This is a genomic window from Pseudomonas fluorescens group sp., assembly GCF_020093335.1.
In the GTDB taxonomy this organism is placed as follows: domain Bacteria; phylum Pseudomonadota; class Gammaproteobacteria; order Pseudomonadales; family Pseudomonadaceae; genus Aquipseudomonas; species Aquipseudomonas petroselini.
This window is the reverse complement of sequence record NZ_JAIOKW010000006.1, coordinates 167,959-191,193: the sequence shown is the minus strand read 5'-3', so window position 1 is coordinate 191,193 and position 23,235 is coordinate 167,959. Positions and strand designations below refer to the sequence as shown.

The 23,235-nt window shown below is 62.5% G+C and carries 21 protein-coding genes; 11 read left to right on the top strand and 10 right to left on the bottom strand.

Translation table 11 applies throughout. The features are described from left to right. Nucleotides 1–578 precede the first annotated feature (578 nt). Together K7431_RS09625 and zapE are read right to left on the bottom strand one after the other, a co-directional pair. Nucleotides 579–1,871 (bottom strand): protein kinase, encoded by a 1,293-nt coding sequence (locus K7431_RS09625; RefSeq protein WP_043206290.1) that lies wholly within the window; start codon nucleotides 1,869–1,871, stop codon nucleotides 579–581. Nucleotides 1,872–1,910: 39 nt separating this feature from the next. After that, a complete protein-coding gene (zapE, locus tag K7431_RS09620; protein ID WP_015884703.1) occupies nucleotides 1,911–3,005 on the bottom strand; it encodes a cell division protein ZapE in 1,095 nt (364 codons plus the stop codon). A 215-nt stretch (nucleotides 3,006–3,220) separates the two neighbouring features. Between zapE and K7431_RS09615 the strand changes: the two genes are divergently transcribed. The 7 genes from K7431_RS09615 to K7431_RS09585 all read left to right on the top strand — a co-directional run bounded on the left by K7431_RS09615 (nucleotide 3,221) and on the right by K7431_RS09585 (nucleotide 9,517). Then, entirely contained in the window at nucleotides 3,221–3,718 is a 498-nt protein-coding gene (locus K7431_RS09615; protein ID WP_425311602.1) for a Csu type fimbrial protein, read from the top strand. Beyond that, nucleotides 3,712–4,254, top strand: coding sequence for a Csu type fimbrial protein (locus K7431_RS09610; protein WP_015884701.1), 543 nt, complete (start codon nucleotides 3,712–3,714; stop codon nucleotides 4,252–4,254). Before K7431_RS09615 ends, K7431_RS09610 begins: the two co-directional genes overlap by 7 nt. 18 nt (nucleotides 4,255–4,272) lie before the next feature. Beyond that, nucleotides 4,273–4,815 carry a Csu type fimbrial protein gene (locus K7431_RS09605; RefSeq protein ID WP_043206289.1) on the top strand — a complete coding sequence of 181 codons (543 nt, stop codon included), beginning with the start codon at nucleotides 4,273–4,275 and terminating at the stop codon, nucleotides 4,813–4,815. A 2-nt stretch (nucleotides 4,816–4,817) separates the two neighbouring features. Then, nucleotides 4,818–5,306: a Csu type fimbrial protein gene (locus tag K7431_RS09600; RefSeq protein ID WP_012725024.1), complete on the top strand. Its 489-nt coding sequence runs from the start codon at nucleotides 4,818–4,820 to the stop codon at nucleotides 5,304–5,306. A gap of 25 nt (nucleotides 5,307–5,331) precedes the next feature. Next, nucleotides 5,332–6,120, top strand: coding sequence for a fimbrial biogenesis chaperone (locus K7431_RS09595; protein WP_012725023.1), 789 nt, complete (start codon nucleotides 5,332–5,334; stop codon nucleotides 6,118–6,120). 71 nt (nucleotides 6,121–6,191) lie between these two features. Then, the gene (locus tag K7431_RS09590) at nucleotides 6,192–8,549 is read left to right on the top strand and encodes a fimbria/pilus outer membrane usher protein (protein ID WP_080567203.1); all 2,358 of its coding nucleotides are present in this window, start codon (nucleotides 6,192–6,194) and stop codon (nucleotides 8,547–8,549) included. Continuing rightward, nucleotides 8,540–9,517, top strand: a complete 978-nt coding sequence (locus K7431_RS09585; protein WP_012725021.1) for a Csu type fimbrial protein — start codon at nucleotides 8,540–8,542, stop codon at nucleotides 9,515–9,517. The genes K7431_RS09590 and K7431_RS09585 overlap by 10 nt, the downstream gene beginning before the upstream one ends. Here the strand turns inward: K7431_RS09585 and K7431_RS09580 are convergent. Next, nucleotides 9,514–10,251 (bottom strand): anti-sigma factor family protein, encoded by a 738-nt coding sequence (locus tag K7431_RS09580; RefSeq protein ID WP_012725020.1) that lies wholly within the window; start codon nucleotides 10,249–10,251, stop codon nucleotides 9,514–9,516. The genes K7431_RS09585 and K7431_RS09580 overlap by 4 nt on opposite strands. Further along, nucleotides 10,248–10,754 carry a sigma-70 family RNA polymerase sigma factor gene (locus K7431_RS09575; protein WP_043205560.1) on the bottom strand — a complete coding sequence of 169 codons (507 nt, stop codon included), beginning with the start codon at nucleotides 10,752–10,754 and terminating at the stop codon, nucleotides 10,248–10,250. The genes K7431_RS09580 and K7431_RS09575 overlap by 4 nt, the downstream gene beginning before the upstream one ends. Nucleotides 10,755–10,921: 167 nt before the next feature. Between K7431_RS09575 and K7431_RS09570 the strand changes: the two genes are divergently transcribed. Both K7431_RS09570 and K7431_RS09565 read left to right on the top strand, forming a co-directional pair. Further along, nucleotides 10,922–12,004, top strand: a complete 1,083-nt coding sequence (locus K7431_RS09570; RefSeq protein ID WP_012725018.1) for a catalase family peroxidase — start codon at nucleotides 10,922–10,924, stop codon at nucleotides 12,002–12,004. Then, the gene (locus tag K7431_RS09565) at nucleotides 12,001–12,540 is read left to right on the top strand and encodes a cytochrome b (RefSeq protein WP_012725017.1); all 540 of its coding nucleotides are present in this window, start codon (nucleotides 12,001–12,003) and stop codon (nucleotides 12,538–12,540) included. Before K7431_RS09570 ends, K7431_RS09565 begins: the two co-directional genes overlap by 4 nt. A gap of 129 nt (nucleotides 12,541–12,669) precedes the next feature. On the opposite strand, the gene K7431_RS09560 is transcribed toward K7431_RS09565, so the two are convergent. Both K7431_RS09560 and K7431_RS09555 read right to left on the bottom strand, forming a co-directional pair. Continuing rightward, nucleotides 12,670–13,821, bottom strand: a complete 1,152-nt coding sequence (locus tag K7431_RS09560; protein ID WP_043205559.1) for a M14 family metallopeptidase — start codon at nucleotides 13,819–13,821, stop codon at nucleotides 12,670–12,672. 468 nt (nucleotides 13,822–14,289) lie between these two features. Then, on the bottom strand, nucleotides 14,290–14,640 hold the full coding sequence (locus tag K7431_RS09555) for a DUF6124 family protein (RefSeq protein WP_012725015.1): 351 nt from the start codon (nucleotides 14,638–14,640) through the stop codon (nucleotides 14,290–14,292). 130 nt (nucleotides 14,641–14,770) lie between these two features. On the opposite strand from K7431_RS09555, the gene K7431_RS09550 reads away from it, so the two are divergent. Further along, the gene (locus K7431_RS09550) at nucleotides 14,771–15,403 is read left to right on the top strand and encodes a LexA family protein (RefSeq protein ID WP_012725014.1); all 633 of its coding nucleotides are present in this window, start codon (nucleotides 14,771–14,773) and stop codon (nucleotides 15,401–15,403) included. Here K7431_RS09550 and K7431_RS09545 read toward each other — a convergent pair. From K7431_RS09545 to K7431_RS09530, 4 genes are read right to left on the bottom strand one after another with little or no spacing between them, the layout of a single operon-like run. Next, nucleotides 15,400–17,325 carry an acetyl/propionyl/methylcrotonyl-CoA carboxylase subunit alpha gene (locus K7431_RS09545; protein WP_012725013.1) on the bottom strand — a complete coding sequence of 642 codons (1,926 nt, stop codon included), beginning with the start codon at nucleotides 17,323–17,325 and terminating at the stop codon, nucleotides 15,400–15,402. The two genes, K7431_RS09550 and K7431_RS09545, sit on opposite strands and share 4 nt — an antisense overlap. Then, nucleotides 17,322–18,128, bottom strand: coding sequence for a gamma-carboxygeranoyl-CoA hydratase (locus K7431_RS09540; protein ID WP_012725012.1), 807 nt, complete (start codon nucleotides 18,126–18,128; stop codon nucleotides 17,322–17,324). The genes K7431_RS09545 and K7431_RS09540 overlap by 4 nt, the downstream gene beginning before the upstream one ends. 15 nt (nucleotides 18,129–18,143) lie before the next feature. After that, on the bottom strand, nucleotides 18,144–19,751 hold the full coding sequence (locus K7431_RS09535) for a carboxyl transferase domain-containing protein (RefSeq protein ID WP_012725011.1): 1,608 nt from the start codon (nucleotides 19,749–19,751) through the stop codon (nucleotides 18,144–18,146). 11 nt (nucleotides 19,752–19,762) lie between these two features. Continuing rightward, complete coding sequence (locus tag K7431_RS09530; protein ID WP_043205557.1) at nucleotides 19,763–20,926, bottom strand: isovaleryl-CoA dehydrogenase; 1,164 nt, start codon at nucleotides 20,924–20,926, stop codon at nucleotides 19,763–19,765. 149 nt (nucleotides 20,927–21,075) lie between these two features. Here K7431_RS09530 and K7431_RS09525 point away from each other — a divergent pair, with 149 nt between their 5' ends. Further along, entirely contained in the window at nucleotides 21,076–22,713 is a 1,638-nt protein-coding gene (locus K7431_RS09525; protein ID WP_012725009.1) for an AMP-binding protein, read from the top strand. Nucleotides 22,714–23,235: the final 522 nt, after the last annotated feature.

Sequence of the window (23,235 nt, the reverse complement as noted above, 5' to 3'; positions counted from 1 at the left end):
TCGCGATGCAAATGTGGGAGGGGGCTTGCTCCCGATAGCGGTGTGTCAGCCGATTCATCAGGTGACTGATTCAGCGCCATCGGGGCCTCGGTATCTACACAATTTTGGGTATGGCGCTGGACCTGTGGCGAGGGAGCTTGCTCCCGCTGGCGGGCTGGCAGACGACCAGGATGTTGGATCAGACCGGGTACATATCCGTTATTTAGGTAACGGCCGCTATGGGTTCCGCCCTTACGGCGGCTCACTTTTGAAAAGCGCAAAAGTAAGCAAAACGCTCTTGCCCCAACACTCGGCACCTCGCTCACGCTCGGTGTGCCCGTAATCCGACAGGTATTTGGGGGGCCGCCGCCACGCGCCATCCATGGCGCGGGGCGGCTAAACCGGCATCCCTGCCGGTTTACCCCCCAAACCCCTGTCGAATTCCGGCCAGCGTGTTTGACGGGGCGGCTGAGATCAAAAGCTAGATCAAGATCAAGATCAAGAACGGCTCGCTTCGCATCGTGGTTAGCGGGGTTGCTACAGCGTTGTGTCGATACCTATGGCTATCGCAGGCAAGCCAACCCCATTTGGATTGGGTTTCAGCCCCAATTCAGCAGTTTTTCGATTTCATCGAACCCCGGCCGCGCCAATACATCGGGCTGACAGCAGCTTATTTGCAGCGCGATCAGTCCATCGCTCACCTGATCCTCAACCCGCTCCAACAACTCCCCCAGCAACACGCCGAACGCCCGCACTTCAATACGCTGCAACGCTTTGGTCTCCAGGGTTTCCGCCGTGGCATGGAACGACGCCGCGCCAAAATCCCCCAGCAGGCAGTCCCCCGCTTCATTCCAGAGGATATTGTGGCCATACAGGTCGCCATGGGTGATGCCATGCCGATGCAGATGCGCGCCTACCGACGCGACCCCGCGTGCCATGCGCAGCGCCACTTCAAGGCTGAAGCAAGCGCCCGCTTCGTAGATGTCGCGTGTGCACGAGGCCAGGCTCGGCAAGGCCGCGAGGTTGCGGTAGCTCGGGTTGATCAGCTCCATCACCAGTGCGGCCTGGTCGTCAGGGTGGCCGACAACGCGGCCCTCGACCTTGATCAGGTTGGGGTGCAAGCCGGCGGCAATGCAGGCCTGCATTTCGTGCAGCGGCGAGCCATCACTGGTGATGCTGCCTTTATACAGTTTGACGGCGACGGCTTTGCCCGACGGTTTCCACAGCGCTTTACGGATGACGCCGGAAGCGCCTTCGCCGAGGACTTCGGCCAGTGCCAGGTCGGACCAGGGAATATTCGCGGTAGTCTCATCGCCCGGCACCTCGACGGCCATTTCCACCGGGTTACCGGCATAGGCCAGCCAGGTCAGGCTGGGCAGCGTCAGCAGCCACTGCGGCAAGCGGGTGAAGCGGTTGGAGGCAATGCGGAGCAATTCGAGGTTGTGGCAGTTGGCCAGGCTTTCCGGCAGGTGCGTCAGCTCGTTGCCGGCCAGCATCAGCTTTTGCAGGAGTGGCCGTTCGCCCAATTCACTCGGCAACTGGCTGATGCGGTTATCGGTCAGGATCAGCCAGCGCAGCAGGGGCGGCAATGCGGCGGCGGGCACGTGGCTGATCCGGTTGGCCTTGAAGCCGATCATGCTCAGCTTGGCGCACTGGCCCAGGCTGGCCGGCAGCTCGGTGAACAGGTTGTCCGAGCAGAACAGCACGCGCAGGTGCGGCAGGCGGTGCAGGTCGTCGGGCAGGCGGCTCAGGGCGTTACCGCTGAGGTTGAGGATTTCCAGGGAGTCGGCCAGTTCGAAGATTTCCCGGGGGAATTCGGTCAGCCCGCAGGACAGGTCCAGGCGCGTGATGCCGGCCAATCGGCCGGCCTTGAGTTGGGCGAGGGTATTCATGAACGGCGCGGTCACTCGGCAAGAAGGCGTAAATGGCGCTCATGATACCGGGTCGGGCACCGGTTGCGGGCAGGTCTGTTGCAACTGCCCGAGACGGCTGGCAGTACGGGCGAGGTCGATGGCCTGGCCGCCCAAGGCGATGTCGAGGGGCTGCTCACCGATAAGCACCAGGTGCTTGTCCCGGTCGTAGAGCACGTCCACCAAGTTGATAAAACGCTGTTGCACGGCAATCGGACACTCCGCCAGTTGAGGCAGGCCGTCGATGACCCAGTGATCGTAGTCCTGGCACAGCAGCAGGTAGTCCATGACCGCCGTGAGTTGTTCGCACAGGTCGTTGAACGTGAAGGCAACGCTGCGTCCCGCGTGGCGCCGGCACATCAAGGTCCGGTGGCCGACGGCCAAGGGCTGGGGCGGGCAGTCCGCAGCGGGCAGATCAAGTGCTGCACGCTGGCTTGCAGTTCCCGGCCATACGTACTGACCGCTGGTAAAACGTTGCGCGCTCTGCGCCTGGGGCAGGCTGCGAAAATCCTGCGGCGAGCTGACCTCCAGCACCTCCATGCGCGCGTCGATCAGGTCGATCACCGGCTTGAATCGCTCGTGGTACAGAGGGTTGGGCAGCAAGCCTTGCGGCGCATAGTTGGACGTCACCAGCACCAGCACACCGCGCTCGAACAAGGCCTTGAACAGCCGCGTGATCAGCATGGCATCGCCGATATCGTGGACGTGGAATTCGTCGAAACACAGCACCCGGCAATCTGCCAGCCGTTCATCGAGGGCCACGGCAAGGGCATCGTCCTGCTCACGGTGGGTGAACATGTCGCGATGCAGTTGGGCGAAAAAGTCATGGAAGTGCACGCGCTGCTTCTGCGCAATCGGCAACGCCTGGAAAAAACCGTCCAGCAGCCAGCTTTTGCCGCGCCCCACCGGTCCGTGCAGGTACAGGCTGCGGGCGGGTTGGCCGGCGAGCAAGTGCTGGGTTTCCCGGGCCAATGCTGCAATGGCTCGGGTTTGACCGGTGCTGAGGGTGTAACCCTGTTGTTCGGCCTTTTGCTGAAAGAACGCGGGGATGGGCGAGGCGTCGAGGGGGGCGGTGTGTTTACCGAGCAGGCGACGGATCAAGGAAAGCGCGGCCAATGCAAGTCACTCTATAGTTCAGTGGTTGCTCACTTTAGGGCGCTCGCCGCGTTTTGACCAATAGAGAAGGGCGTTGCCCGCTATCTCGAAAAAGCCTGTCACGAAGGTAATCCTGTCCAGACTGGCAGTTTCTCGCTGATTGTCTAACCTCCTACAAAGGAGTAATTCCTGTACAAGGATTTGGGGCAGTGAAGGGACGAGCAGTATTGGCAGTCATGGGCGCGATGCTCTGCAGCACGGCTTACGGCGCACAACTCCAGGTGGAGGTGCGTATCGACGTGCAGCGGGGCTGTCAGTTGGTGGGTACCACCCGCGAGGCTGGCATCGAGCAGCTGGGTATCTTGGATTTCGGCAGCGGCCCGCGTCTCAACGACCCGGCCGGGCCCTTGAGTGCGGCGTTGATCAGCCAGCGCCAGCCGCGCCTGGAGTGCAACCCCGATACGCCGTATCAAGTGCGCGTGGACGGTGGCCTGCATGGCGGCACCGGTGAGGTGCGCTACCTGAGCGCCACCCCTTCGACCCAACCCATTCCCTATCGCCTGTATGCCGACGCTGCGCGGCGCGTGCCGTTGCCGGTGGACGAGCCGCTGAGCGGCCGGGTGCCGGACGCAGGCTTTGTTGACCTGCCGCTTTACGGCCGCATTGAGCCGCTCAAAGACATCCCCGCCGTCGGCCGCTACACCGACCTGCTCAAGGTGACGGTGACATGGTAAGCCGCTGCATGGCCCTGGTGGTCATGGGCGGCCTGCTGGTGCTGGCGGATGACGCGCAGGCGGCTGCCGCCACCGGGCTGATCCAGGCGCGGCTGGTGATCACCGCCAGTTGCGAAGTGAGCAAAGGGGTTGAAAGCGCGCCGGTCAACCCCACGGGCGGCACGGCGATGCTCGACTTCGGCAGCCAAGGGCCGACCTGGAGCAACCCGCTGGGCGCTGGCGTCACCGCGGGCGACAAGGCGCCACTGGCGGTGTCGTGCAACCCCTCGGTCTCGAGCTTCACCGTGACCATCGACGGCGGTACCAACGGCGATGGCACCACCCGGCGCCTGAGCAATGGGCGCCAGATGATTCCTTATCGCCTGTCCGCCGACCCGCAGGGTCACAGCACCTACAGCATCGGGCAGCAACACAATTTTGTCGTGGCCAAGGGCACCCAGATACCGATCCCGGTGTTTGGCTCCGTGGTCGCCAATACCAGTGCCTTACCGGCAGGGATCTACACCGACACGTTGACGGTGACACTGGACTGGTAACTCAAGAGGATGGAAACCATGCATGTACTTGTTTCTCGATTAGGCGTTTGCGCGCTGGGCCTGGCGATGGCCTCCAGCCTCAACGCGGCAACCACGGTGACCGGGCAGATCACGTCCAGCCTGATATTGATCTCCAGCTGCCAGGTCAACGGCTCTGGGGCGGCCAGCGGCTTGAACTTCGGTAGTTTGAATTTCGGCACCACCAACAGCTTGTTCACCAACGCCGATGCGCAGTTGCTCGGCGGTACCGGCACGGGTGGCGGATTGTCGATCCTGTGTTCCAGTGGCACCACGCCAGCCGTCAAGGTGCGCGCCGGTGCGCATGACGGCGCTTCCCCAGGCGGCAGCCGTGCGCTGGCCGACGGTGCGGGCAACTTCGTGCCTTACGACTTCTACACCGACAGCGGCCACTCCGCGTTGTTGGCGATCGACGGCGTGATCACCCTCGCCGCCAGTACCGGCGTGGCGCAGACCGTCAGCCTCTACGGTCGGGCGGTGGGCAAGGCGGGGCTGCCGGCAGGCACCTACACCGACACCGTGGCCGTGGAACTGACGTTCTAGCGATGTGGTTCAGAGCGTTGCTGGCCTGTGCGCTGGCGGTGCCGCTGCCGTTATCGGCGGTGACCAGCCAGAGCTTCCAGGTGAGCGCAACCATCACCCCTGGCTGCCTGATTGTGGGCGGGAGCTCCAATTACGGCGCGCTGACCTACGGCAGTCATTCGGCCCTGGCGACCAGCACCGTCACGGCGGCGCTGACAGCGGGCGTCACGTTGCAATGCACGCCGGGGGTGGCGCTGAGCATGAGCGTCGACGGCGGGCTGCACAGCAGCACCGGGCGCAATTTGCAGCTCAACAGCGGCAGTGCGCGGGTGGCGTATCAGTTATTTCGGGATGCGGCGTTCAGCCAGAGCCTGGGGATCGGCCAGAGCGTCACCGTGGCTTACAGCGATGCGAACACCATCAGCCTGCCGATCTATGGGCGGGTGCAATTGCCGGGCAATCAGCCTGGGGGGACGTACAGCGACACGCTGCAAGTACAGCTGACGTGGTAAGGCTATTGGTATAAGGAGTGGGGTTATGCGTTCACCTTCCCGGCGGCTGTGGGCCGCGGGTCTTGCCTTGAGTGCCGCGTGCACGGCGGGGCTAGTGCAAGCGGCCAGCTCGGTGCTGATCTGGCCCATCGATCCGGTGCTGGAGGCCGATCAACAGGCCAGCGCACTGTGGCTGGAAAACCGTGGGACCGAAACTGCGAGCTTGCAGATTCGCGTCTTTGCCTGGAGCCAGAGCGGCTTCGACGAGCAATACCAAAACCAGCGCGAGGTGATCGGCAGCCCTCCCGTGGCGCGGATCGAGCCGGGGCAGAAACAACTGGTACGCCTGACCCGTACCCGTGAAGTGCCGCCTGGGCAAGAGTTGGCCTACCGCATCATCATCGATGAAATCCCTTCACCCTTGCAGGTGCCCACGCCGCCGGAAGGCAAGAACACGGCAGCGGCGATCCGCTTTCAGATGCGTTATTCGGTGCCGCTGTTTGCCTACGGCGCGGGCCTGTGGAGCAAGGACGACAGCACGCGCCAGCGCGACCCCAAGGGCGCCGGCAAACCGGAGCTGAGCTGGCACAAGGTCACGGTGGCAGGGCGCAACTACATCGAAGTGCGCAACCAGGGCGCCGTGCATGCGCGCCTCACCGATGCGTCATTCAAGCAGGGTGGGCAGACGCGGCCGTTGGTGGACGGCCTGTTGGGCTACGTACTGCCGGGCGCAACCATGCGCTGGCCGGTGCCGGATACGTTGTCGGCCGACCAGCCGCTGCAGGTCAGGATCAACGGTGCGCCGCAGTTGGAGAACCTGGCGCCGAAGCGATAACCGCAGGGTAGCGGGGCTGGGAAGCCCCGGGTTTTAAACGGATGGAGATGTCCATTGAAGGACACAACGCCATGATGAGTCGTGGTCTGGCTCGTGGTATATGGCTGTCGGTGGTAAGCGGGCTGGGCGGCGCAATAATTGCGCTTCCGGGCGTGGCTGGCGACCTGCCACCGCCCCCGAGCAGTATGGAGGCTGTCGCCGATGCACAGTTGTTTCTGGAGTTGGTGGTCAACCAGATGGACACCGGCCGTGTTATTGCGGTCGATCAACGGGCCGGGCAACTCTACGTGCCGGCCAGTGCGCTGCAGGATGTGGGCATGAAGCTGCCCGGTGAACCGAGTGGCAGTGTGGCGCTGGACCAGATCCCCGGCCTGCACAGCGAGTACGACAGCCATGGACAGCGCCTGTTGCTGGATGTGCCACCGTCGTGGCTGCAGGCGCAATTCATTGGCAACCGCAACACCTATCCGCGTACCCAGGCGATGAGCAGCTTCGGCGCCTTGCTCAACTATGACCTGTATTTCAACGACACCGACGAAGGCGGCAGCTACCTCGCCGCCTGGAACGAAGTGCGGCTGTTCGACAACTGGGGCACCTTGTCCAATACCGGTCAGTACCGCCAGACCCTGGCCGATGGGGTCGGCAGCAGTACGCTCAACAACGGCTACCGGCGCTACGACACCACCTGGCGTTTCTCCGATGATGAGCAGCTGCTGACCTACGAGGCCGGTGACGTGATCAGCGGCGCCTTGCCTTGGAGCAGTTCGGTGCGCCTGGGCGGCGTGCAACTGTCGCGGGACTTTGCGGTGCGCCCGGACCTGGTGACCTATCCGTTGCCGCAATTTGCCGGTGAGGCCGCGGTGCCATCGTCGGTGGACCTGTTTATCAACGGCTACAAGTCCGACAGCGCACTGCTGCAACCAGGGCCTTACACGCTGACCAATGTGCCGTTTATCAACGGAGCGGGCGAAGCCGTGGTGGTGACCACCGACGCCCTGGGTCGCCAGGTCTCGACCACCGTGCCGTTCTATGTGACCAGCACGTTGCTGCAACAGGGTCTGACGGATTTCTCGGTGGCCGCCGGTACCTTGCGCCGGGAGTACGCCCTGAAGGATTTTGCCTATGGGTCGGGTGTGGCCAGCGGCACCTTTCGTTATGGGTATTCCGACAACCTGACCTTGGAAACCCATGCCGAAGCGTCCAGCGACCTGACCGTGGGCGGCCTGGGCGGCAACCTGCGGCTGGGCAACTTCGGCGTGCTCAACACGGCCGTCAGTCAAAGCCAGTTCGAAGGCCGCACCGGCCAGCAACTGAGCCTGGGGTATCAGTACAACAGCACGCGCTACAGCCTGTCCTATCAGCGGGTGGAGCGACACGAAGCGTACGCCGACCTGACCCTGGTCGACACGCCTTACGCCAGCCTCAGCAAGCGCAGCGAGCAGGTAACCCTGAGCCTCAACCTTGAGCGTTTCGGCAGCCTGGGTGTGGGGTATTTCGACGTGCAGGCGGCGGACGATTCGCGCACGCGCCTGCTCAACCTGAGCTGGAGCAAACCGCTGTGGCGCAACACCAGTTTCTACCTGTCGGCCAACCGTGAGATCGGCGACAGCAATTGGGCGATGCAGGCGCAACTGGTGATTCCGTTTGATCTCAACGGCAGCCTGGCCCTGAGCACCGAGCGCAGCAAGGAGGGCGCCAGCCGCCAGCGCCTCAACTACAGCCACGCGGTGCCCAGCGAAGGCGGGGTAGGCTACAACCTCGGTTATGCCCAGGGCGCTGGCCCGGCGTACCGGCAGGCCGACCTGACGTGGCGCTTGCAATCGGTGCAGTTGCAGGCTGGCGTATACGGCAGCAGCGATGCCGAGACGCGTTGGGCGGATGCCAGTGGCTCGCTGGTGTGGATGGGCGGCGACGCCTTTGCCGCCAACCGCATCAACGATGCCTTTGTGGTGGTGAGTACCCAGGGGTTCGCCGGGATTCCGGTGCGCTACGAGAACCAGTTGGTGGGCGAAACCGACCGCAACGGCCATCTTCTGGTGCCGTGGAGCAGCGCGTATTACCGCGCCAAGTATGAAATCGATCCGCTGAACCTGCCGCTCAACGTGCAGAGCCCGAATGTGGAACAGCGTGTGTCGGTGCGGCGTGGCAGCGGTTACCTGCTGGAGTTTCCATTGCGCCGGGTACTCGCGGCCAGCGTCACCCTGGTGGACACCCAGCATCAGGAGTTGCCCCTGGGCAGCCTGGTGGTGCACGAGCAAAGCAACCAGCAGGCGGTGGTCGGCTGGGATGGCCTGGTGTACCTGGAAAATCTCTCGGGGCATAACACCCTGCACGTCACGCTGGGCGAAGGGCGTACCTGCCAGGCGCGGTTTGATATCGATGAGCAACAACAGGATGTGCCGCTGATCGGGCCGTTGGTATGCCAATGAGGGGAATGGGGTGGCTGTGTGTCGTGGGCGTAGTGTTTTCGGGCCAGGCCATGGCGCTGTGTTCGGTGGTGACCACGACGCCGGCGAGTTTCGGTTCGATCAGCTCGATGACGGTGCGCACGGCGGCGCAGGCCAGTTCGACGGCCAACGCAGGGTTGAGCTGCGCCTCGGCGTTGATTTCGCTGCTGGTGTCCTCCGACCACTTCTACGCGACGATCACCTCCTCCAACACCGGGATGGTCGGGCCTACCGGCGATGTCATCGGCTATACGATTTACGGCAGCAACAGCACCAGTTTCCCGATAACCAGAGGTACCCAATTTGAATTCGGTGGAGCCGGGGGCATTGCCCAAGGCATCGGTTTGATCGCGGGGCCTGGGACAAAAACCGTCCCGCTGTACCTGAGCAGCATCACCGGCAGTAACGTCGCTGCGGGGGTGTACACCGAGACCTTGAACATTGCCTGGAACTGGAACTACTGCTCGGGGATCGGCATTGGAGGTATCTGCCTGGGCCGCGACATCGGCAGCGGCACGGCAGCGTTGACCGTGAGCATGACCGTCACCAATGACTGCCAGATCACCGCGCCCAATATCAGCTTTGGCAGCGCGCCGGTTGTCAGTGGGTTCTCCACCGTGACCGGGCAGACCAGCATTTCCTGCACCAAAGGCAGCGCCTACAGCGTCGGCCTGAGTGACGGCCAGAACCCGCTCAGCGTGGGCGGGCGACGGCGCATGGTGTCCGGCGGCAACTACCTGGCCTACGATATTTTCAAAAGCGCCGGGACTACCCGCTGGGGCAGCGTGGGCGCAGCGCGTCGCGACAGCTCCACCGCTGAAATCAACCCCGGCAACGGCCTGGGCACCGGTAGCCAGGTGTTCAACTACAACGCCAGGGTCTACACCGACCAGAACACGCCACCCGCCGGTACCTATCTCGACAACGTGGTACTCGACGTGGGCTTTTAGAACGTCTGCATCGGTGGCGTGGGCTGATCCACCGGGCTGACCACCGCATAGTTGTAGCCGGCGCCGGACCAGTATTGGGCCTGCAAGCCATCGGCACTGCGGCTGCCACGGGGCAGGAAGCCGTTTTCGGGACCCGGTGGACGGATGTAGAAACTGATGCGCCGCCCTTGCCGGTCTTCGTACAGCACCATGGCCGCCGCGCCTTGCTCGGTGGTAAGCAAGCGCCCGCTGACCGGCGTGAAGCCCGATGCGCTCAAGTCAGGCAGGCGGTGCGCCTGGTTGAAGTAGCGGTCGAGCCAGGCCTGCATCGTGCCGTCGCCCTGGACCTTGTAGTCGGCGGGCATGATGCCGTCCTGGGCAAACAAGCGGAACGCCTGCATCGCGTCGGCCATTGGCAGCAGGGGCGGTTGGGTGGCTTCACGGGCGTGCCAGCCGCCGAGGCCGCCGAGGCTGACGGCGATCAGCAGCACGGCTGCGGTGGCGACGTGGCGACGCGACTGGTGCTTGATGCGTTGGCGGATGAGCGCCGGGTCCAGGTCCGGGTTGGCCGGCTGTTGCAGCGCACCGCCCAATGCCGCGCGCAGCAACTGTGCATCGTGCTGCCAGGCGTGGACCTGGGCCGCAACGTCCGGGTGGGTGGCCAAATAGGTTTCCAGCACACGGCGATCACTCTCCAGCAGTTGATGATCGACGTAGGCATGCAAATCGCGTTCGCTGGGGGGCAGGCTGATCATTTGAGTCTCCGCAGGGAAGGGCTGGCAATTTCGCCATCACTGAGTTGACGCAGGGCTTGGCGTGCCCGCGACAGGCGCGACATCACGGTACCGATGGGCACCTCGAGGATCTCGGCGACCTCCTTGTAGCTCAAGCCTTCGACGGAGACCCACAGCAGCAGCGCGCGCTGCTCGGTGCTGAGTTGATCGAAGGCTTGCAGGGTCGACTGGGCGATCACCGTGCGTTCCACCGACGGTTGCACATCGTCGCGTCCGGTGAAGAACTCCAGCATGCGTGCGTAGCGCCGGGTGCGGCGGTGGGCATCGAGGAATTGTCGGTAGAGGATCGAGAACAGCCAGGCGCGCAAGTCGCCTTCGATGCGTTTATCGGCCCAACTGATGATCCCCCGCTCCAGGGTCGACTGCACCAGGTCGTCGGCGCTGCTGGCGTTGCGGGTCAGGGACACGGCAAAGCGCCGTAGCCTGGGGATGAGTTCACGTAACTGTTCGTCGAGTTCATGCATGGGCGTCTGGCGGGTCACTACGCTGGGACTAGAGAGACGTGCGGCGTTGAAGGTTATTCCCTGTGTTGGGAAATAAATCCACGGCCCGGGAATAGAGCGGATCGGCGTTCGTCTTAATGCTCCGACCTTATGTTCACCCCTAAGGCCTTTGGCCCTGGAGTTCCTTCATGGTAGATCACTCATCACCGCCCCGTCCCCCGTTGAGCACTGCGAGCCTGATCGCGCGCCTGGCGGGTATCGGTGCCGTGGTTGCGGTTGTGGCGGGGGCATTTGCCTACGTCAATGGCACCCTCGACCCACAGCGCCTGCGCCCGAAAACCTTGGTCAACGCTCTGGAAACCAACAATGGCGTGCACCCCGGCTTCCGACGTAACCACGCCAAGGGCGTGTGCGTGGCGGGGTATTTCGAGAGCAGTGCCGAAGCCCGCGCCTACTCCAGCGCCCAGGTGTTCAGCGCGGCCAAGACCCCGCTGATCGGTCGGTTTGCGTTGCCCAGCGGCAACCCTTATGCGCCGGACAGCAGTGTACCGATCCGCAGTTTTGCCGTGCAATTCAGCCAGGCCAACGGCCAGCAGTGGCGCACCGGCATGAACAGCATGCCGGTGTTCCCGGTGGGCACGCCCGAGGCGTTCTACCAGATGCTCAAGGCCGGCGCACCAGAGCCCGCCACCGGCAAACCGAACCCGGCGAGTATGCCGGCGTTCTTTGCCGCCCATCCCGAGACCGCGTCGTTTCTGGCGTGGGTCAAGACCGCCAAGCCTTCGGCCAGTTATGCGACCGAAACCTACAACGGTATCAATGCGTTTTACCTGGTGGGTGCCGATGGCAAGCGCCAGGCCGTGCGTTGGGGCGTCGTACCCCTGAGTCAAGACGCACCGGGCGATACCGCGCCAGCGGGGAGTGATTTCCTCGAGAAGGACCTGCTGCAGCGCCTGTCTGCCGGGCCGCTGCGTTGGCAGTTAAGCATGACCCTGGCCAACCCCGGCGACCCGTTGGACGATGCGAGCAAGGCCTGGACCGGCGAGCATAAGGTCATCAACGCCGGCACCCTGGTGTTGCAAAGCAGCCAGCCGCAAGCGGACGGTGCTTGCCGTGATATCAACTTTGATCCGCTGATTTTGCCCAGTGGCATTGAAGCCACCAATGACCCCCTGCTGGCGGCACGTTCGGCAGCGTACGCCAGCTCGTACCTGCGCCGTGCCGGTGAAGTCAGCCCGTTGCATAGCGCCCCTCAGGAGTCGAAGCCATGAATGCCCAACCCCGGTTTTTCGCCCCCTTGGCGCGTCTGTTGCACTGGCTGATGGCGCTGATGGTCATCGCCATGCTGTTTATCGGCGCGGGCCTGGCGGCTTCGGTGTCGGAGCGGCATGAGTGGTTGATTCACCTGCACAAGCCGCTGGGTATTGCGATTCTGGCGTTGGTGATCGTGCGGTTGGTGGTGCGTTTTTCCACCCGCCAACCGCCGTTGCCAGCCGACTTGCCGTTGTGGCAAGTGCTGGCGGCCAAGGCGTCCCACCTGGTGCTGTATGCCTTGATGCTGGTGCTGCCGCTGCTGGGCTGGGCAATGATTTCGGCGGCCGGCGACCCGGTGATGCTCAGCAGTTCGGTGCAGTTGCCGGCGCTGGTGGGGGCGAATGCGCCGCTGTTCGCGGTGCTGCGCAAGGCACACGGGTTTCTCGCCTACCTGTTGTTCCTGACGGTGCTCTTACACCTGGCGGCGGCGCTGTTCCATGGGTTGGTCCGACGCGATGGCGTGCTGCAAAGCATGACCGGCTCCAAACACTAACCCTGTAGTGAGCGAGCTTGCTCGCGCTGGGCTGCGAAGCAGCCCAAAATAGGCCCAGCCGATGCATCTCAAGCATCGCCGCGCCAGTATTGGGGCCGCTAAGCAGCCCCACGCAAGCAAGCCACAACCTCAGCGCAGGACGTCGACGATATCAGCGACCGTACTCAACACGTCCTTGCCCAACTGCATCGAGCGTTTGCCTGACCAGCCGGTGTGCAGGTCGGGCGCGTCGTCGTTATCCTTGAATGGCATTTCCAGGGTCAGCGACAGGCAGTCGTATTGTTGGCCTACCGCGTTGCACGCCAGGGTCATGTTGGCTTCGCCCGGCAGGTCGCGGGTGTAGCCGTAGGTGGTCTGGAAGTCGCGGGTCAGCGCGCTCAGGTGGCCGCGGAAGTGTTTTTCCAACGCCTCGATGCGCGGGGTATAACCGGGGTTACCCTCGCAGCCCGCGGTGAACACGTAGGGAATTTCCTCGTCACCGTGGATATCGAGGAACAGGTCGACGCCGTACGTTTCCATTTGCTGCTGTACGAACAGCACTTCCGGGCTGATCTCCTGGCTGGCGCTCTGCCAGGCACGGTTAAGGTCCTGGCCCATGGCGTTGGTGCGCAGGTGACCGTGGAAGGCGCCGTCCGGGTTCATGTTGGGCACCAGGTACAGGTCGGCGACTTTCAGCAGTTTTTTCAGCTCGGCGTCACCGTCCTGCTGCAGGCGTTCGATAATGCCCTCCATAAACCATTCGGCCATGTGCTCGCCAGGATGCTGTTGGGCGATGATCCAGATCTTGCGGCGGCCTTCGCCGCCTTTGCCGCGACGTAGCAGTTGGATATCACGGCCTTCGACACTTTTACCGGTGGCCAGCAGCTTCGTGCCGGCACGGCTCAGGGCCTTGTCGATCAATGCGTCGTGGCGCTCGCGGCTGTAGGGCTCGAAGTAGGCAAACCACGCGTGTTTCTCACGGGTTTCGAGGCTGATGTGCAGGATTTCCCCATCAAAGCGCGAAGGCACCCGGAACCAGTTGATATGGTCGTAAGAGGCCACGGCGTTGTAGCCGCTCCACGCGTGCGGGTAGGAAGACTTGCTCGCGTTGCTCAGGCGGAACGTGTGGGTGTGGCCCACGTGCATGCCTTCGGCCTTGAAGTGGAACCACTGGAAGTGTGGGCTGCGCGTGTCGGGTTTGATTGCCAGCAACAACTGATAGGCATCGTGGGCATCCAGTACCTGGATATTGCCACTGTCGAAGTCGGTGCTGATTTTGATGGAGGTCAAGGCCACGGTCATAGTCTGGGTGCCTGAATATGAGTGTTGTGGCGCCATATTACACAGGAGTCTGGTAAAGGCTGGACGCAAAATTGTTGCTGGGGGAAGGGGGGGGGCGTCATCCGTGACGCCGCCGCAGCTTAGAATCTATGAGATTGATTCTCAAGCGCTATTTCGCAAAGATGTGAGCCAGAGCGCTCGACCGACTTTCTTTCGGCGATGGTCTTTTGCTACCATGCGCGCCATCGAGCAACACACAGTCTTCATTAGCCTGAAGCCATGCCGGGGAAACCGGCAAAAAAAAGACCCGGCCAAAGAGCCGGGTCAAAAACCGTGATTAGCCTGATGAGGAGATATTCCAAGAGTCCGACCTAAGGTCCCTTGGTCTATCGACTGATCTCGCGATCAGCTGGGTCCAATAATAATCATTATCATTTGCAAGTCAAATGTTTTTATCCGTGAGATAGAAATATTTTTCTTCCGCGCCGGTTACCCGTTTGCCTGAGCCACTGGCACCTGCAACGACCGTTCCACCATCGCCTTCGCCATATCAATCAAATACACCACTGAAAATGCCAGGTCACGATGACTGCCCTGATGGCTGCTTGCTGATTCATAGGCGGTGGCCGCGGCGCTGCGCAGCAGGTCTGAAGCGTGTATCAGGGCTTCCTCCTGGCTGATGCCTGGCTTGAGGGTGAATAGGGCTCCATCCGGAAATGATTCCGAACTATCTTCTTTCAAGTAAAAATCCAGCGCGCGCTTGGCGGCACCGCTATGGCGCAGGTCGTGCAGTTCAGTGTCTTCAGCGGTTTCAGGCAGGAGGTTGGGGCTGGTCGTCATGGGGGGCGGTACTCCGGATGGGTGTCGAAAACCTTATGTCCGATGATAGTACGTATCGTATTTATGTCGTTTTATGGATTACTACAAACTGTTTATTGCCCTGAAAACTCCATGACGTATTGCCAGCCCCATGGATAACTGGATTGCGTTGGTCAGGACCAACATGGAAGACCGCAAGGTCACACAAGGGGAGTTGGCCGAGCGCTTGGGCATGTCCCAGGGCGGCGTTGGCCATTGGCTCAACAAACGGCGGGCGCCAAGCCTGGTGGACATGAACCGGGTCCTGGCGGCGCTGGGGCTGGGGTACCTTGAAGTCGCACTGGATATCCGCGAGCGGGCCGAGGAAGCCCCACCGGAGAAAAACTACAACCCGTATTACCGCTACCCGGTCAGCGATTGGAGAGGGGTGTGCGAGGTGCGCGAAGAACGGGCGCCTTATGGCATGTCCCGCTTCGAACTGACGGATTATCACGCCCAGGGCGACGCCTTTTGGCTGCCGGTCACAGGCGACGCCATGACCGCCCCCAGCGGTCTGAGTGTCAGTGCGGGCATGATGATCCTGGTAGACCCGGCCATCGCGGCCGAGCCCGGCAAGCTGGTGGTCGCCCAATGGGCCGAGAGCCCACACGCTACCTTCCGCCAGTTGCTGGAAGAGAGCGGCCAGCTTTATCTGGTGCCGCTCAATCCCACCTACCCGAAACGGCTGTTCACTGACGAATGCCGCATCCTCGGCGTGGTGGTTCAAGCCACGGCGAAGTTCTAGCCAGCCGTTTCGAGCTCCACCAGCGCGCAACCTTCTGCAACCATTTCACCTTCCTGGCAGAACAGCGCCTTGACCACTCCAGCCTGGGGCGCGCGGATACTGTGTTCCATCTTCATGGCCTCCAGGACCACCAGTGGCGTGCCGGCCTCCACGTTTTGTCCGACCTCCACCAGCACCCGCACGATGCTGCCGTTCATCGGCGCGGTAAGGCCGCCTTGGTGGGACTGGTTGGCCTCGACTGCTGCAATCGGGTCGAACAGCGTTGCCGCCTGCATCTCGCCGTCCCAGCGCAGATACATCGTGTGGCCATGGCGCACCGCCAAATGGCTGCGACGCACGCCCTGTTGCTCGATCAGCAGCTGTTCGCCGCGTAGCTGGGCGCCGTCCGCGGCCAGAGTGACCAGCCGATCTTGGCCGTTGCAGCTCAAATGCAGCGAAACCTCGGCCGGCAACCCAGCACGAAACCCACGTTTATCCGCCCAAGGCCCTTCACCCGGCGGCAAACTCTGGATGTAGGCCGCGCCTGCGGCTTGCCAGAATTCATCGCCCAGTTCACCGGGCGACGGCAGCAACTCGTCCTGATAACGTGGAATAAACCCGGTATCCAACTCGGCCGCCGCGAACGCCGGATGCCCGATAATGCGCCGTAAAAAGCCCAGGTTGGTCTTCAGCCCGCCCACGGCAAACTCATCCAGCATGCCCAGCAACCGCAGCCGCGCCTGTTCACGGTCCTCGCCCCAGGCAATCAGCTTGCCGAGCATGGGGTCGTAGAAGGGCGACACGCTGTCGCCTTGCTCCACGCCACTGTCCACCCGGCAGCCCGGCCTCGGCGTGGATTCGCGGTACAGCGCGAGATGCCCGGTAGCCGGCAGGAAATCATTCGCGGGGTCCTCGGCATACAGTCGCACTTCGATTGCATGGCCGATCAGCGGCACCTGCTCCTGGGTGATCGGCAAAGCCTCGCCCTGGGCGACACGAATCTGCCAGGCCACCAAATCCAGTCCGGTGATCGCCTCGGTCACGGGATGCTCCACCTGCAGCCGCGTGTTCATCTCCATGAAGAAGAACTCGCCGCGCGCGTCCAGCAAAAACTCCACCGTACCGGCGCCGACATAACCGATGGCCTGTGCTGCACGCACGGCAGCTTCGCCCATGGCCTTGCGTTGTTCAACGCTCAACCCCGGCGCGGGCGCTTCCTCGACCACCTTCTGGTGGCGGCGCTGGATCGAGCAGTCGCGTTCATTGAGGTACAGGCAATGCCCATGCTGGTCGGCAAACACCTGGATCTCCACATGACGCGGCTTGAGCAGGTATTTTTCCACCAGCATCTGCCCATTGCCGAAGGACGACAGCGCCTCACGCTGGGCCGACGCGAGCGCCTCGGCCAATTGGCTGACGTCCTCGACCACCTTCATGCCTTTGCCGCCGCCACCGGCTGTAGCCTTGAGCAGCACGGGGTAGCCGATGCGTTCGCAGGCGGCGCGGAAGGTGTCCAGGTCCTGAGCTTCGCCGTGATAACCCGGCACCAGCGGCACACCGGCGGTTTCCATCAGGGCCTTGGCCGCCGACTTGCTGCCCATGGCATCGATCGCCGAGGCGGGTGGGCCGAGGAAGATCAAGCCAGCGGCTTCAATGGCGCGGGCAAACCCGGCGTTCTCCGACAAAAAACCGTAACCCGGATGAATCGCCTGGGCGCCGCTGGCCTGGGCGGCGGCGATCAGTTTGTCGATTTGCAGGTAACTGTCAGTGGCCTTGCTGCCCCCCAGGTCGACACGAATATCCGCCTCGCGACTGTGACGCGCATCGCGGTCGATGGCGCTGTGCACCGCCACGGTGGTCAGGCCCATCGCCTTGGCGGTGCGCATCACCCGGCAGGCAATCTCGCCTCGGTTGGCCACCAGCACGGTCGTCAATGTTGTCATGAACGCGGCTCCTGAGGCTGCCAGCTCGGTGGACGTTTTTGCAGGAAGGCGCGCAAGCCTTCCTGGCCCTCGGCGCTCACGCGAATACGCGCGATGGCGTTTTCGCAGTAGCGGCGCAAGGCCGGGGTGAGGGCGCCGTTGCCCACTTCGCGCAGCAAGTCCTTGCTGGCGCGCATCGCCGCCGGGCTGTTGTGCAGCAGGTTGGCGATCCACTGTTCGACCTGATGGTCCAGCTCGCCAATCGGGTAACTCTCTGCCAGCAAACCTATGTCCCGCGCGCGTTGGCCGCCAAAGCGCTCGGCGGTCAGGGCATAGCGCCGTGCCGCGCGTTCGCCGATGGCTTGCACCACGAACGGGCTGATCACGGCCGGCGCCAGGCCGATGCGTACTTCCGACAGGCAGAACTGCGCGTCATCCGCGCCAATTGCCATGTCACAGCAACTGATCAAGCCCAGCGCGCCACCGTAGGCTGCGCCTTGCACTACTGCGAGGGTCGGGATTTTCAGCTTGGCCAGGTTGTACATCAGCTCCGCCAGTTCGCGGGCATCGTCCAGGTTGGTGTGGTAGTCCAACTCGGCCGATTGCTGCATCCAGGCCAGGTCGGCACCGGCGCTGAAGTGTTTGCCGCGCCCGCGCAGCACCAGAAAACGCAGGGACGGATCGCCTTGCACCTGGTCGAGGGCGATGATCAGTTCGCGGATCATCTCGGCATTGAACGCGTTGTTCTTGGCTTCACGACTAAGCCACAGCGTGGCAAAACCACGGCTGTCGGTGATCAGTTCGAGGGTATTGAAATCGCTCATGGGGTACGGCTCCATTTACATGCGGAACACGCCGAAGCGGCTCGGCTCGATGGGGGCATTCAGCGAGGCGGACAAGGCCAGCGCCAGCACGTCACGGGTCTGCAACGGGTCAATCACGCCGTCATCCCACAGGCGCGCGCTGGAATAGTAGGGGTGGCCCTGGGTGTCGTACTGGTCGAGGATCGGCTGCTTGATTGCCGCCTCTTCTTCGGCGCTGAATCCCACGCCCGCGCGTTCGGCCTGCTCGCGCTTGACCTGCACCAGCACACCGGCCGCCTGCTCGGCGCCCATCACGCCAATGCGTGCATTCGGCCACATCCACAGGAAACGTGGGTCGTAGGCGCGGCCACACATGCCGTAGTTACCCGCGCCAAAGCTGCCGCCGATGATCACCGTAAACTTCGGCACCTTGGCGCAGGCCACTGCGGTGACCAGCTTGGCGCCGTGCTTGGCGATGCCACCGGCTTCGTACTTCTGGCCGACCATGAAGCCGGTGATGTTCTGCAGGAACAACAGGGGAATGCCGCGCTGGCAGGCCAGCTCGATAAAGTGCGCGCCTTTTTGCGCGGCTTCGGCGAACAGAATCCCGTTGTTGGCCAGGATCGCAATCGGGTAGCCGTGCAAGTGCGCAAAACCGCACACCAGGGTGGTCCCAAACAGCGCCTTGAACTCATCGAACACTGAACCGTCGACCAGGCGTGCGATCACTTCGCGCACATCAAAGGGCTGCTTGGCGTCGGCCGGGATCACGCCGTACAGCTCTTCGCTGCTGTACAGCGGCGCCACGGGCGGGCGTTGCAGCAACTCGCCCTGTTTGCGCCAATTGAGGTTGGCCACGCTGCGGCGGGCCAGCGCCAATGCGTGTTCATCGCTGTCGGCATAGTGGTCGGCCACGCCGGAGACCTTGCAGTGCACATCGGCACCGCCGAGGTCTTCGGCGCTGACCACTTCACCGGTCGCGGCTTTCACCAGCGGCGGGCCGGCGAGGAAGATGGTGGCCTGGTTGCGCACCATGATCGCTTCGTCGGCCATCGCCGGCACATACGCGCCGCCGGCAGTGCACGAGCCCATCACCACGGCGATCTGCGGGATGCCTTGGGCGCTCATGTTGGCTTGGTTGAAGAAGATCCGGCCGAAATGCTCGCGATCGGGAAACACTTCGTCCTGACGCGGCAGATTGGCGCCGCCGGAGTCCACCAGGTAGATGCACGGCAGGCGGTTCTGCTCGGCAATGGTCTGCGCGCGCAGGTGTTTTTTGACCGTGAGCGGGTAGTAGGAACCGCCTTTCACCGTGGCGTCGTTGGCGACGATCATGCATTCGACGCCTTCCACGCAGCCGATCCCGGCAATCACCCCAGCGGCCGGTACGTCTTCGCCGTACACCTGATGGGCGGCCAGTTGGCTGAGTTCAAGAAACGGCGAGCCGGGGTCGAGCAAACGATTGATGCGCTCGCGAGGCAGCAGTTTGCCGCGCGAGGTGTGCCGCTCCTGGGCCTTGGCGCCGCCGCCTTGTTGCACGTGGGCGAGCAGGGTGTGCAGGGCGTCGACCTGTTGGCGCATCGCCGCGCTGTTGGCGGCAAACTCCGCCGAGCGGGGGTTGAGCTGGCTGTGCAAGGTGGCCATGGTGCGCTCCTTCAGCGGGTTTCGTTGAAGAGTTCGCGACCGATCAGCATCCGGCGGATCTCACTGGTGCCGGCGCCGATCTCATACAATTTGGCGTCACGCAGCAGGCGCCCGGCCGGGAATTCATTGATATAGCCATTGCCGCCCAGGATCTGGATGGCATCAAGGGCCATTTGCGTGGCGCGTTCGGCGCTGTAGAGGATCACCCCGGCCGCGTCCTTGCGCGTGGTCTCGCCACGCTCGCACGCCTGGGCCACCGCGTAGAGGTAGGCGCGGCTGGCGTTGAGTTGGGTGTACATGTCGGCGACCTTGCCCTGGATCAGCTGGAATTCGCCGATGCTCTGGCCGAACTGCTTGCGGTCGTGGATGTAGGGCACGATCAGGTCCATGCACGCCTGCATGATCCCGGTGGGGCCGCCGGACAGCACCACGCGCTCGTAGTCGAGGCCGCTCATCAGCACTTTGACGCCGCCATTGAGCACGCCGAGGATGTTTTCCTGCGGCACTTGCACGTCATCGAAAAACAGTTCGCAGGTGTTGGAGCCGCGCATGCCCAGTTTGTCGAACTTGTTGCTGCGGCTGAAGCCTTTCCAGTCGCGCTCGACAATGAACGCGGTGATGCCGTGAGGGCCCTTTTCCAGGTCGGTCTTGGCGTAGATCACATAGGTGCTGGCGTCGGGGCCGTTGGTGATCCAGGTTTTGCTGCCGTTGAGCACGTAATGGTCGCCGCGTTTATCGGCGCGCAGTTTCATCGAAACCACATCGGAGCCGGCATTCGGCTCACTCATGGCCAGGGCGCCGACGTGTTCGCCGCTGATGAGTTTGGGCAGGTAGTTGAGTTTTTGTTCGTGGTTGCCGTTGCGGTTGATCTGGTTCACGCACAGGTTGGAATGCGCGCCGTAGGACAGCGCCACTGACGCCGAGCCCCGGCTGATCTCTTCCATGGCCACCACGTGGGCCAGGTAACCCAGGCCGGCGCCGCCGTACTCTTCCGGCACGGTGATGCCCAGCAGGCCCATGTCACCGAACTTGCGCCACAGGTCGGCGGGGAACAGGTTGTCGATGTCGATCTGGGCCGCGCGAGGCGCGATTTCCTTGCCCACGAAGGACTGCACCTGGTCGCGCAGCATGTCGATGGTTTCACCGAGGGCGAAGTTCAGGGACGGGTAACTCATGACAGGCACCTTAATGTGAGCATTGTTTTTGTGTGGAGGGCGCGCCAGGGGAGGGCGCTCACCTTTACGTTAACGTAAGCTTGCGTTGCGGCGCTGTCAATCGTAGTTTACGTTTACGTCAACCTACAAAAAAGACAACAGGGGTCGTTATGGATCAATCGAATCAGAGCTACAGCCGTGGCCCTCAGGACAAAGCCTTGCTGGCCATGACCATCGGCCAGGCCTTTGATCGCACGGTTGCGCGTCATCCTGACGGCGAGGCCCTGGTGGTGCGCCACCAGCAGCTTCGCTACACCTGGCGGCAGTTGGCCGAGGCGGTGGATGTACACGCCCGCGCTTTTCTTGCCTTGGGCATGCAGGCCGGCGACCGCCTGGGTATCTGGGCGCCCAATTGCGCCGAGTGGTGCATCAGCCAGATCGCCAGTGCCAAGCTCGGGGTCATCCTGGTCAATATCAACCCGGCCTACCGCAGCAGTGAACTGGACTACGTGCTCAAGCAGTCCGGCTGCCAGTGGCTGGTGTGTGCCGGGTCGTTCAAGACTTCCGATTACCACGCGATGCTGCAGGCGCTGAAGCCGGACCTGCGCGGCATGATCAGCCTCGACCCCAACCCGCCACCGGGATTCCTGCCCTGGTCGCAGTTGGCAGCGCGCGGTGCAGGCATCCCGCTCGAGCAACTGCATGCCCGCCAGGCCGCTTTGCATTTCGATCAACCGGTGAATATCCAGTACACCTCCGGCACCACGGGCTTTCCCAAAGGTGCCACCCTCAGCCATCACAACATCCTCAATAACGGCTACATGGTCGGCGAAAGCCTGGGCCTCACCGCGCAGGACCGCCTGGTGATCCCGGTGCCGTTGTATCACTGCTTCGGCATGGTCATGGGCAACCTCGGTTGCATCACCCACGGCACCACCATGATCTACCCGAATGACGGCTTCGACCCGCTGCTGACCCTCGCCGCCGTCGCCGAGGAGCGCGCCACCGGCCTGTACGGCGTGCCCACCATGTTTATCGCCATGCTCGATCACCCCCGCCTGGGCGACTTTGACCTGTCCACCCTGCGCACCGGCATCATGGCCGGCGCCACGTGCCCCATCGAAGTGATGCGCCGGGTCATCAGCGAGATGCACATGAGCGAGGTGCAGATTGCCTACGGCATGACCGAGACCAGCCCGGTGTCCTTGCAAACCGGAGCGGATGACGACTTGGAACGCCGCGTGACCACCGTCGGGCGCACCCAGCCGCAGTTGGAAAACAAGATCATCGACGCCGATGGCAATACGATTGCGCGCGGCGAGATCGGCGAGTTGTGCACCCGTGGCTACAGCGTGATGCTCGGCTACTGGAACAACCCCGACGCCACCCGCGAGGCCATCGACGACGCCGGCTGGATGCACACCGGTGACCTGGCGAGCATGGACGCCCACGGCTACGTGTGCATCGCCGGGCGCAACAAAGACATGATCATTCGCGGCGGCGAGAACGTGTACCCGCGTGAGCTGGAGGAGTTTTTCTTCACCCACCCGGCGGTGGCGGATGTGCAGGTCATCGGCATTCCGGATGAGCGCTACGGTGAAGCCATCGTCGCCTGGATCAAGTTCCATCCCGGCCATGTGGCCAATGAGCTTGAGCTGCAAACTTGGTGCAAGGGCCGCATTGCGCACTTCAAGACGCCCAAGTACTTCAAGTTCGTGGAGGCATTCCCCATGACGGTCACGGGCAAGATCCAGAAATTCCGCATGCGCGAAATCACCATCGAAGAGCTGCGCACGCAGTCTCAATAACACCACAGAACCCATGAGGCAGGGGGCTTGCTCCCTCACATGTTGGCTGCGGTGAATCAACACATGAACGAAACGCAGAAAGCACAAAGGGGACCCGAGGGTCCCCTTTAATTTGTCGTTGCGTGCTCTTTTTTTATTATTGAGGGGCGGTCTATTGTTGTTTTTGGCAACCGTTACCCTTTACCGCTGTTTTGGGCGACCCCCATTCGGGGTCAAGAGCAAACGTATTTTTTTGAGCGCTGATCTGCTTCTTCGTTATCGATCCAACCAGTGGGTAGCTACCTGAGGTAGTTTTATTTTTCTCTAACCGGTTGCGGGTTTCGGCACGCCGTACCCTGCGAAGCACATCTTCTCCAAAAAAATCTGTTAGCTGCGTCTCTGCCGTGTTGTTTTTGTTATGTCAGAGTCGTTTCGTCTTATTTTTATTAGGCTTGGTGCTTTTTATTCTTGTTATGCCATAGAGATAGCAGAAGCCGTGCCAACTTTTAAAAAGCCTTTAAAATCAGTGGCTTGATTTTTTGG

Excerpts from the sequence above, each read along its gene's own strand:
- K7431_RS09625 (WP_043206290.1), bottom strand. The coding sequence starts at position 1,871 with ATGAATACCCTCGCCCAACTCAAGGCCGGCCGATTGGCCGGCATCACG.
- K7431_RS09615 (WP_425311602.1), top strand. The coding sequence starts at position 3,221 with ATGGGCGCGATGCTCTGCAGCACGGCTTACGGCGCACAACTCCAGGTG.
- K7431_RS09610 (WP_015884701.1), top strand. The coding sequence starts at position 3,712 with ATGGTAAGCCGCTGCATGGCCCTGGTGGTCATGGGCGGCCTGCTGGTG.
- K7431_RS09605 (WP_043206289.1), top strand. The coding sequence starts at position 4,273 with ATGCATGTACTTGTTTCTCGATTAGGCGTTTGCGCGCTGGGCCTGGCG.
- K7431_RS09600 (WP_012725024.1), top strand. The coding sequence starts at position 4,818 with ATGTGGTTCAGAGCGTTGCTGGCCTGTGCGCTGGCGGTGCCGCTGCCG.
- K7431_RS09595 (WP_012725023.1), top strand. The coding sequence starts at position 5,332 with ATGCGTTCACCTTCCCGGCGGCTGTGGGCCGCGGGTCTTGCCTTGAGT.
- K7431_RS09590 (WP_080567203.1), top strand. The coding sequence starts at position 6,192 with ATGATGAGTCGTGGTCTGGCTCGTGGTATATGGCTGTCGGTGGTAAGC.
- K7431_RS09585 (WP_012725021.1), top strand. The coding sequence starts at position 8,540 with ATGCCAATGAGGGGAATGGGGTGGCTGTGTGTCGTGGGCGTAGTGTTT.
- K7431_RS09580 (WP_012725020.1), bottom strand. The coding sequence starts at position 10,251 with ATGATCAGCCTGCCCCCCAGCGAACGCGATTTGCATGCCTACGTCGAT.
- K7431_RS09575 (WP_043205560.1), bottom strand. The coding sequence starts at position 10,754 with ATGCATGAACTCGACGAACAGTTACGTGAACTCATCCCCAGGCTACGG.
- K7431_RS09570 (WP_012725018.1), top strand. The coding sequence starts at position 10,922 with ATGGTAGATCACTCATCACCGCCCCGTCCCCCGTTGAGCACTGCGAGC.
- K7431_RS09565 (WP_012725017.1), top strand. The coding sequence starts at position 12,001 with ATGAATGCCCAACCCCGGTTTTTCGCCCCCTTGGCGCGTCTGTTGCAC.
- K7431_RS09560 (WP_043205559.1), bottom strand. The coding sequence starts at position 13,821 with ATGACCGTGGCCTTGACCTCCATCAAAATCAGCACCGACTTCGACAGT.
- K7431_RS09555 (WP_012725015.1), bottom strand. The coding sequence starts at position 14,640 with ATGACGACCAGCCCCAACCTCCTGCCTGAAACCGCTGAAGACACTGAA.
- K7431_RS09550 (WP_012725014.1), top strand. The coding sequence starts at position 14,771 with ATGGATAACTGGATTGCGTTGGTCAGGACCAACATGGAAGACCGCAAG.
- K7431_RS09545 (WP_012725013.1), bottom strand. The coding sequence starts at position 17,325 with ATGACAACATTGACGACCGTGCTGGTGGCCAACCGAGGCGAGATTGCC.
- K7431_RS09540 (WP_012725012.1), bottom strand. The coding sequence starts at position 18,128 with ATGAGCGATTTCAATACCCTCGAACTGATCACCGACAGCCGTGGTTTT.
- K7431_RS09535 (WP_012725011.1), bottom strand. The coding sequence starts at position 19,751 with ATGGCCACCTTGCACAGCCAGCTCAACCCCCGCTCGGCGGAGTTTGCC.
- K7431_RS09530 (WP_043205557.1), bottom strand. The coding sequence starts at position 20,926 with ATGAGTTACCCGTCCCTGAACTTCGCCCTCGGTGAAACCATCGACATG.
- K7431_RS09525 (WP_012725009.1), top strand. The coding sequence starts at position 21,076 with ATGGATCAATCGAATCAGAGCTACAGCCGTGGCCCTCAGGACAAAGCC.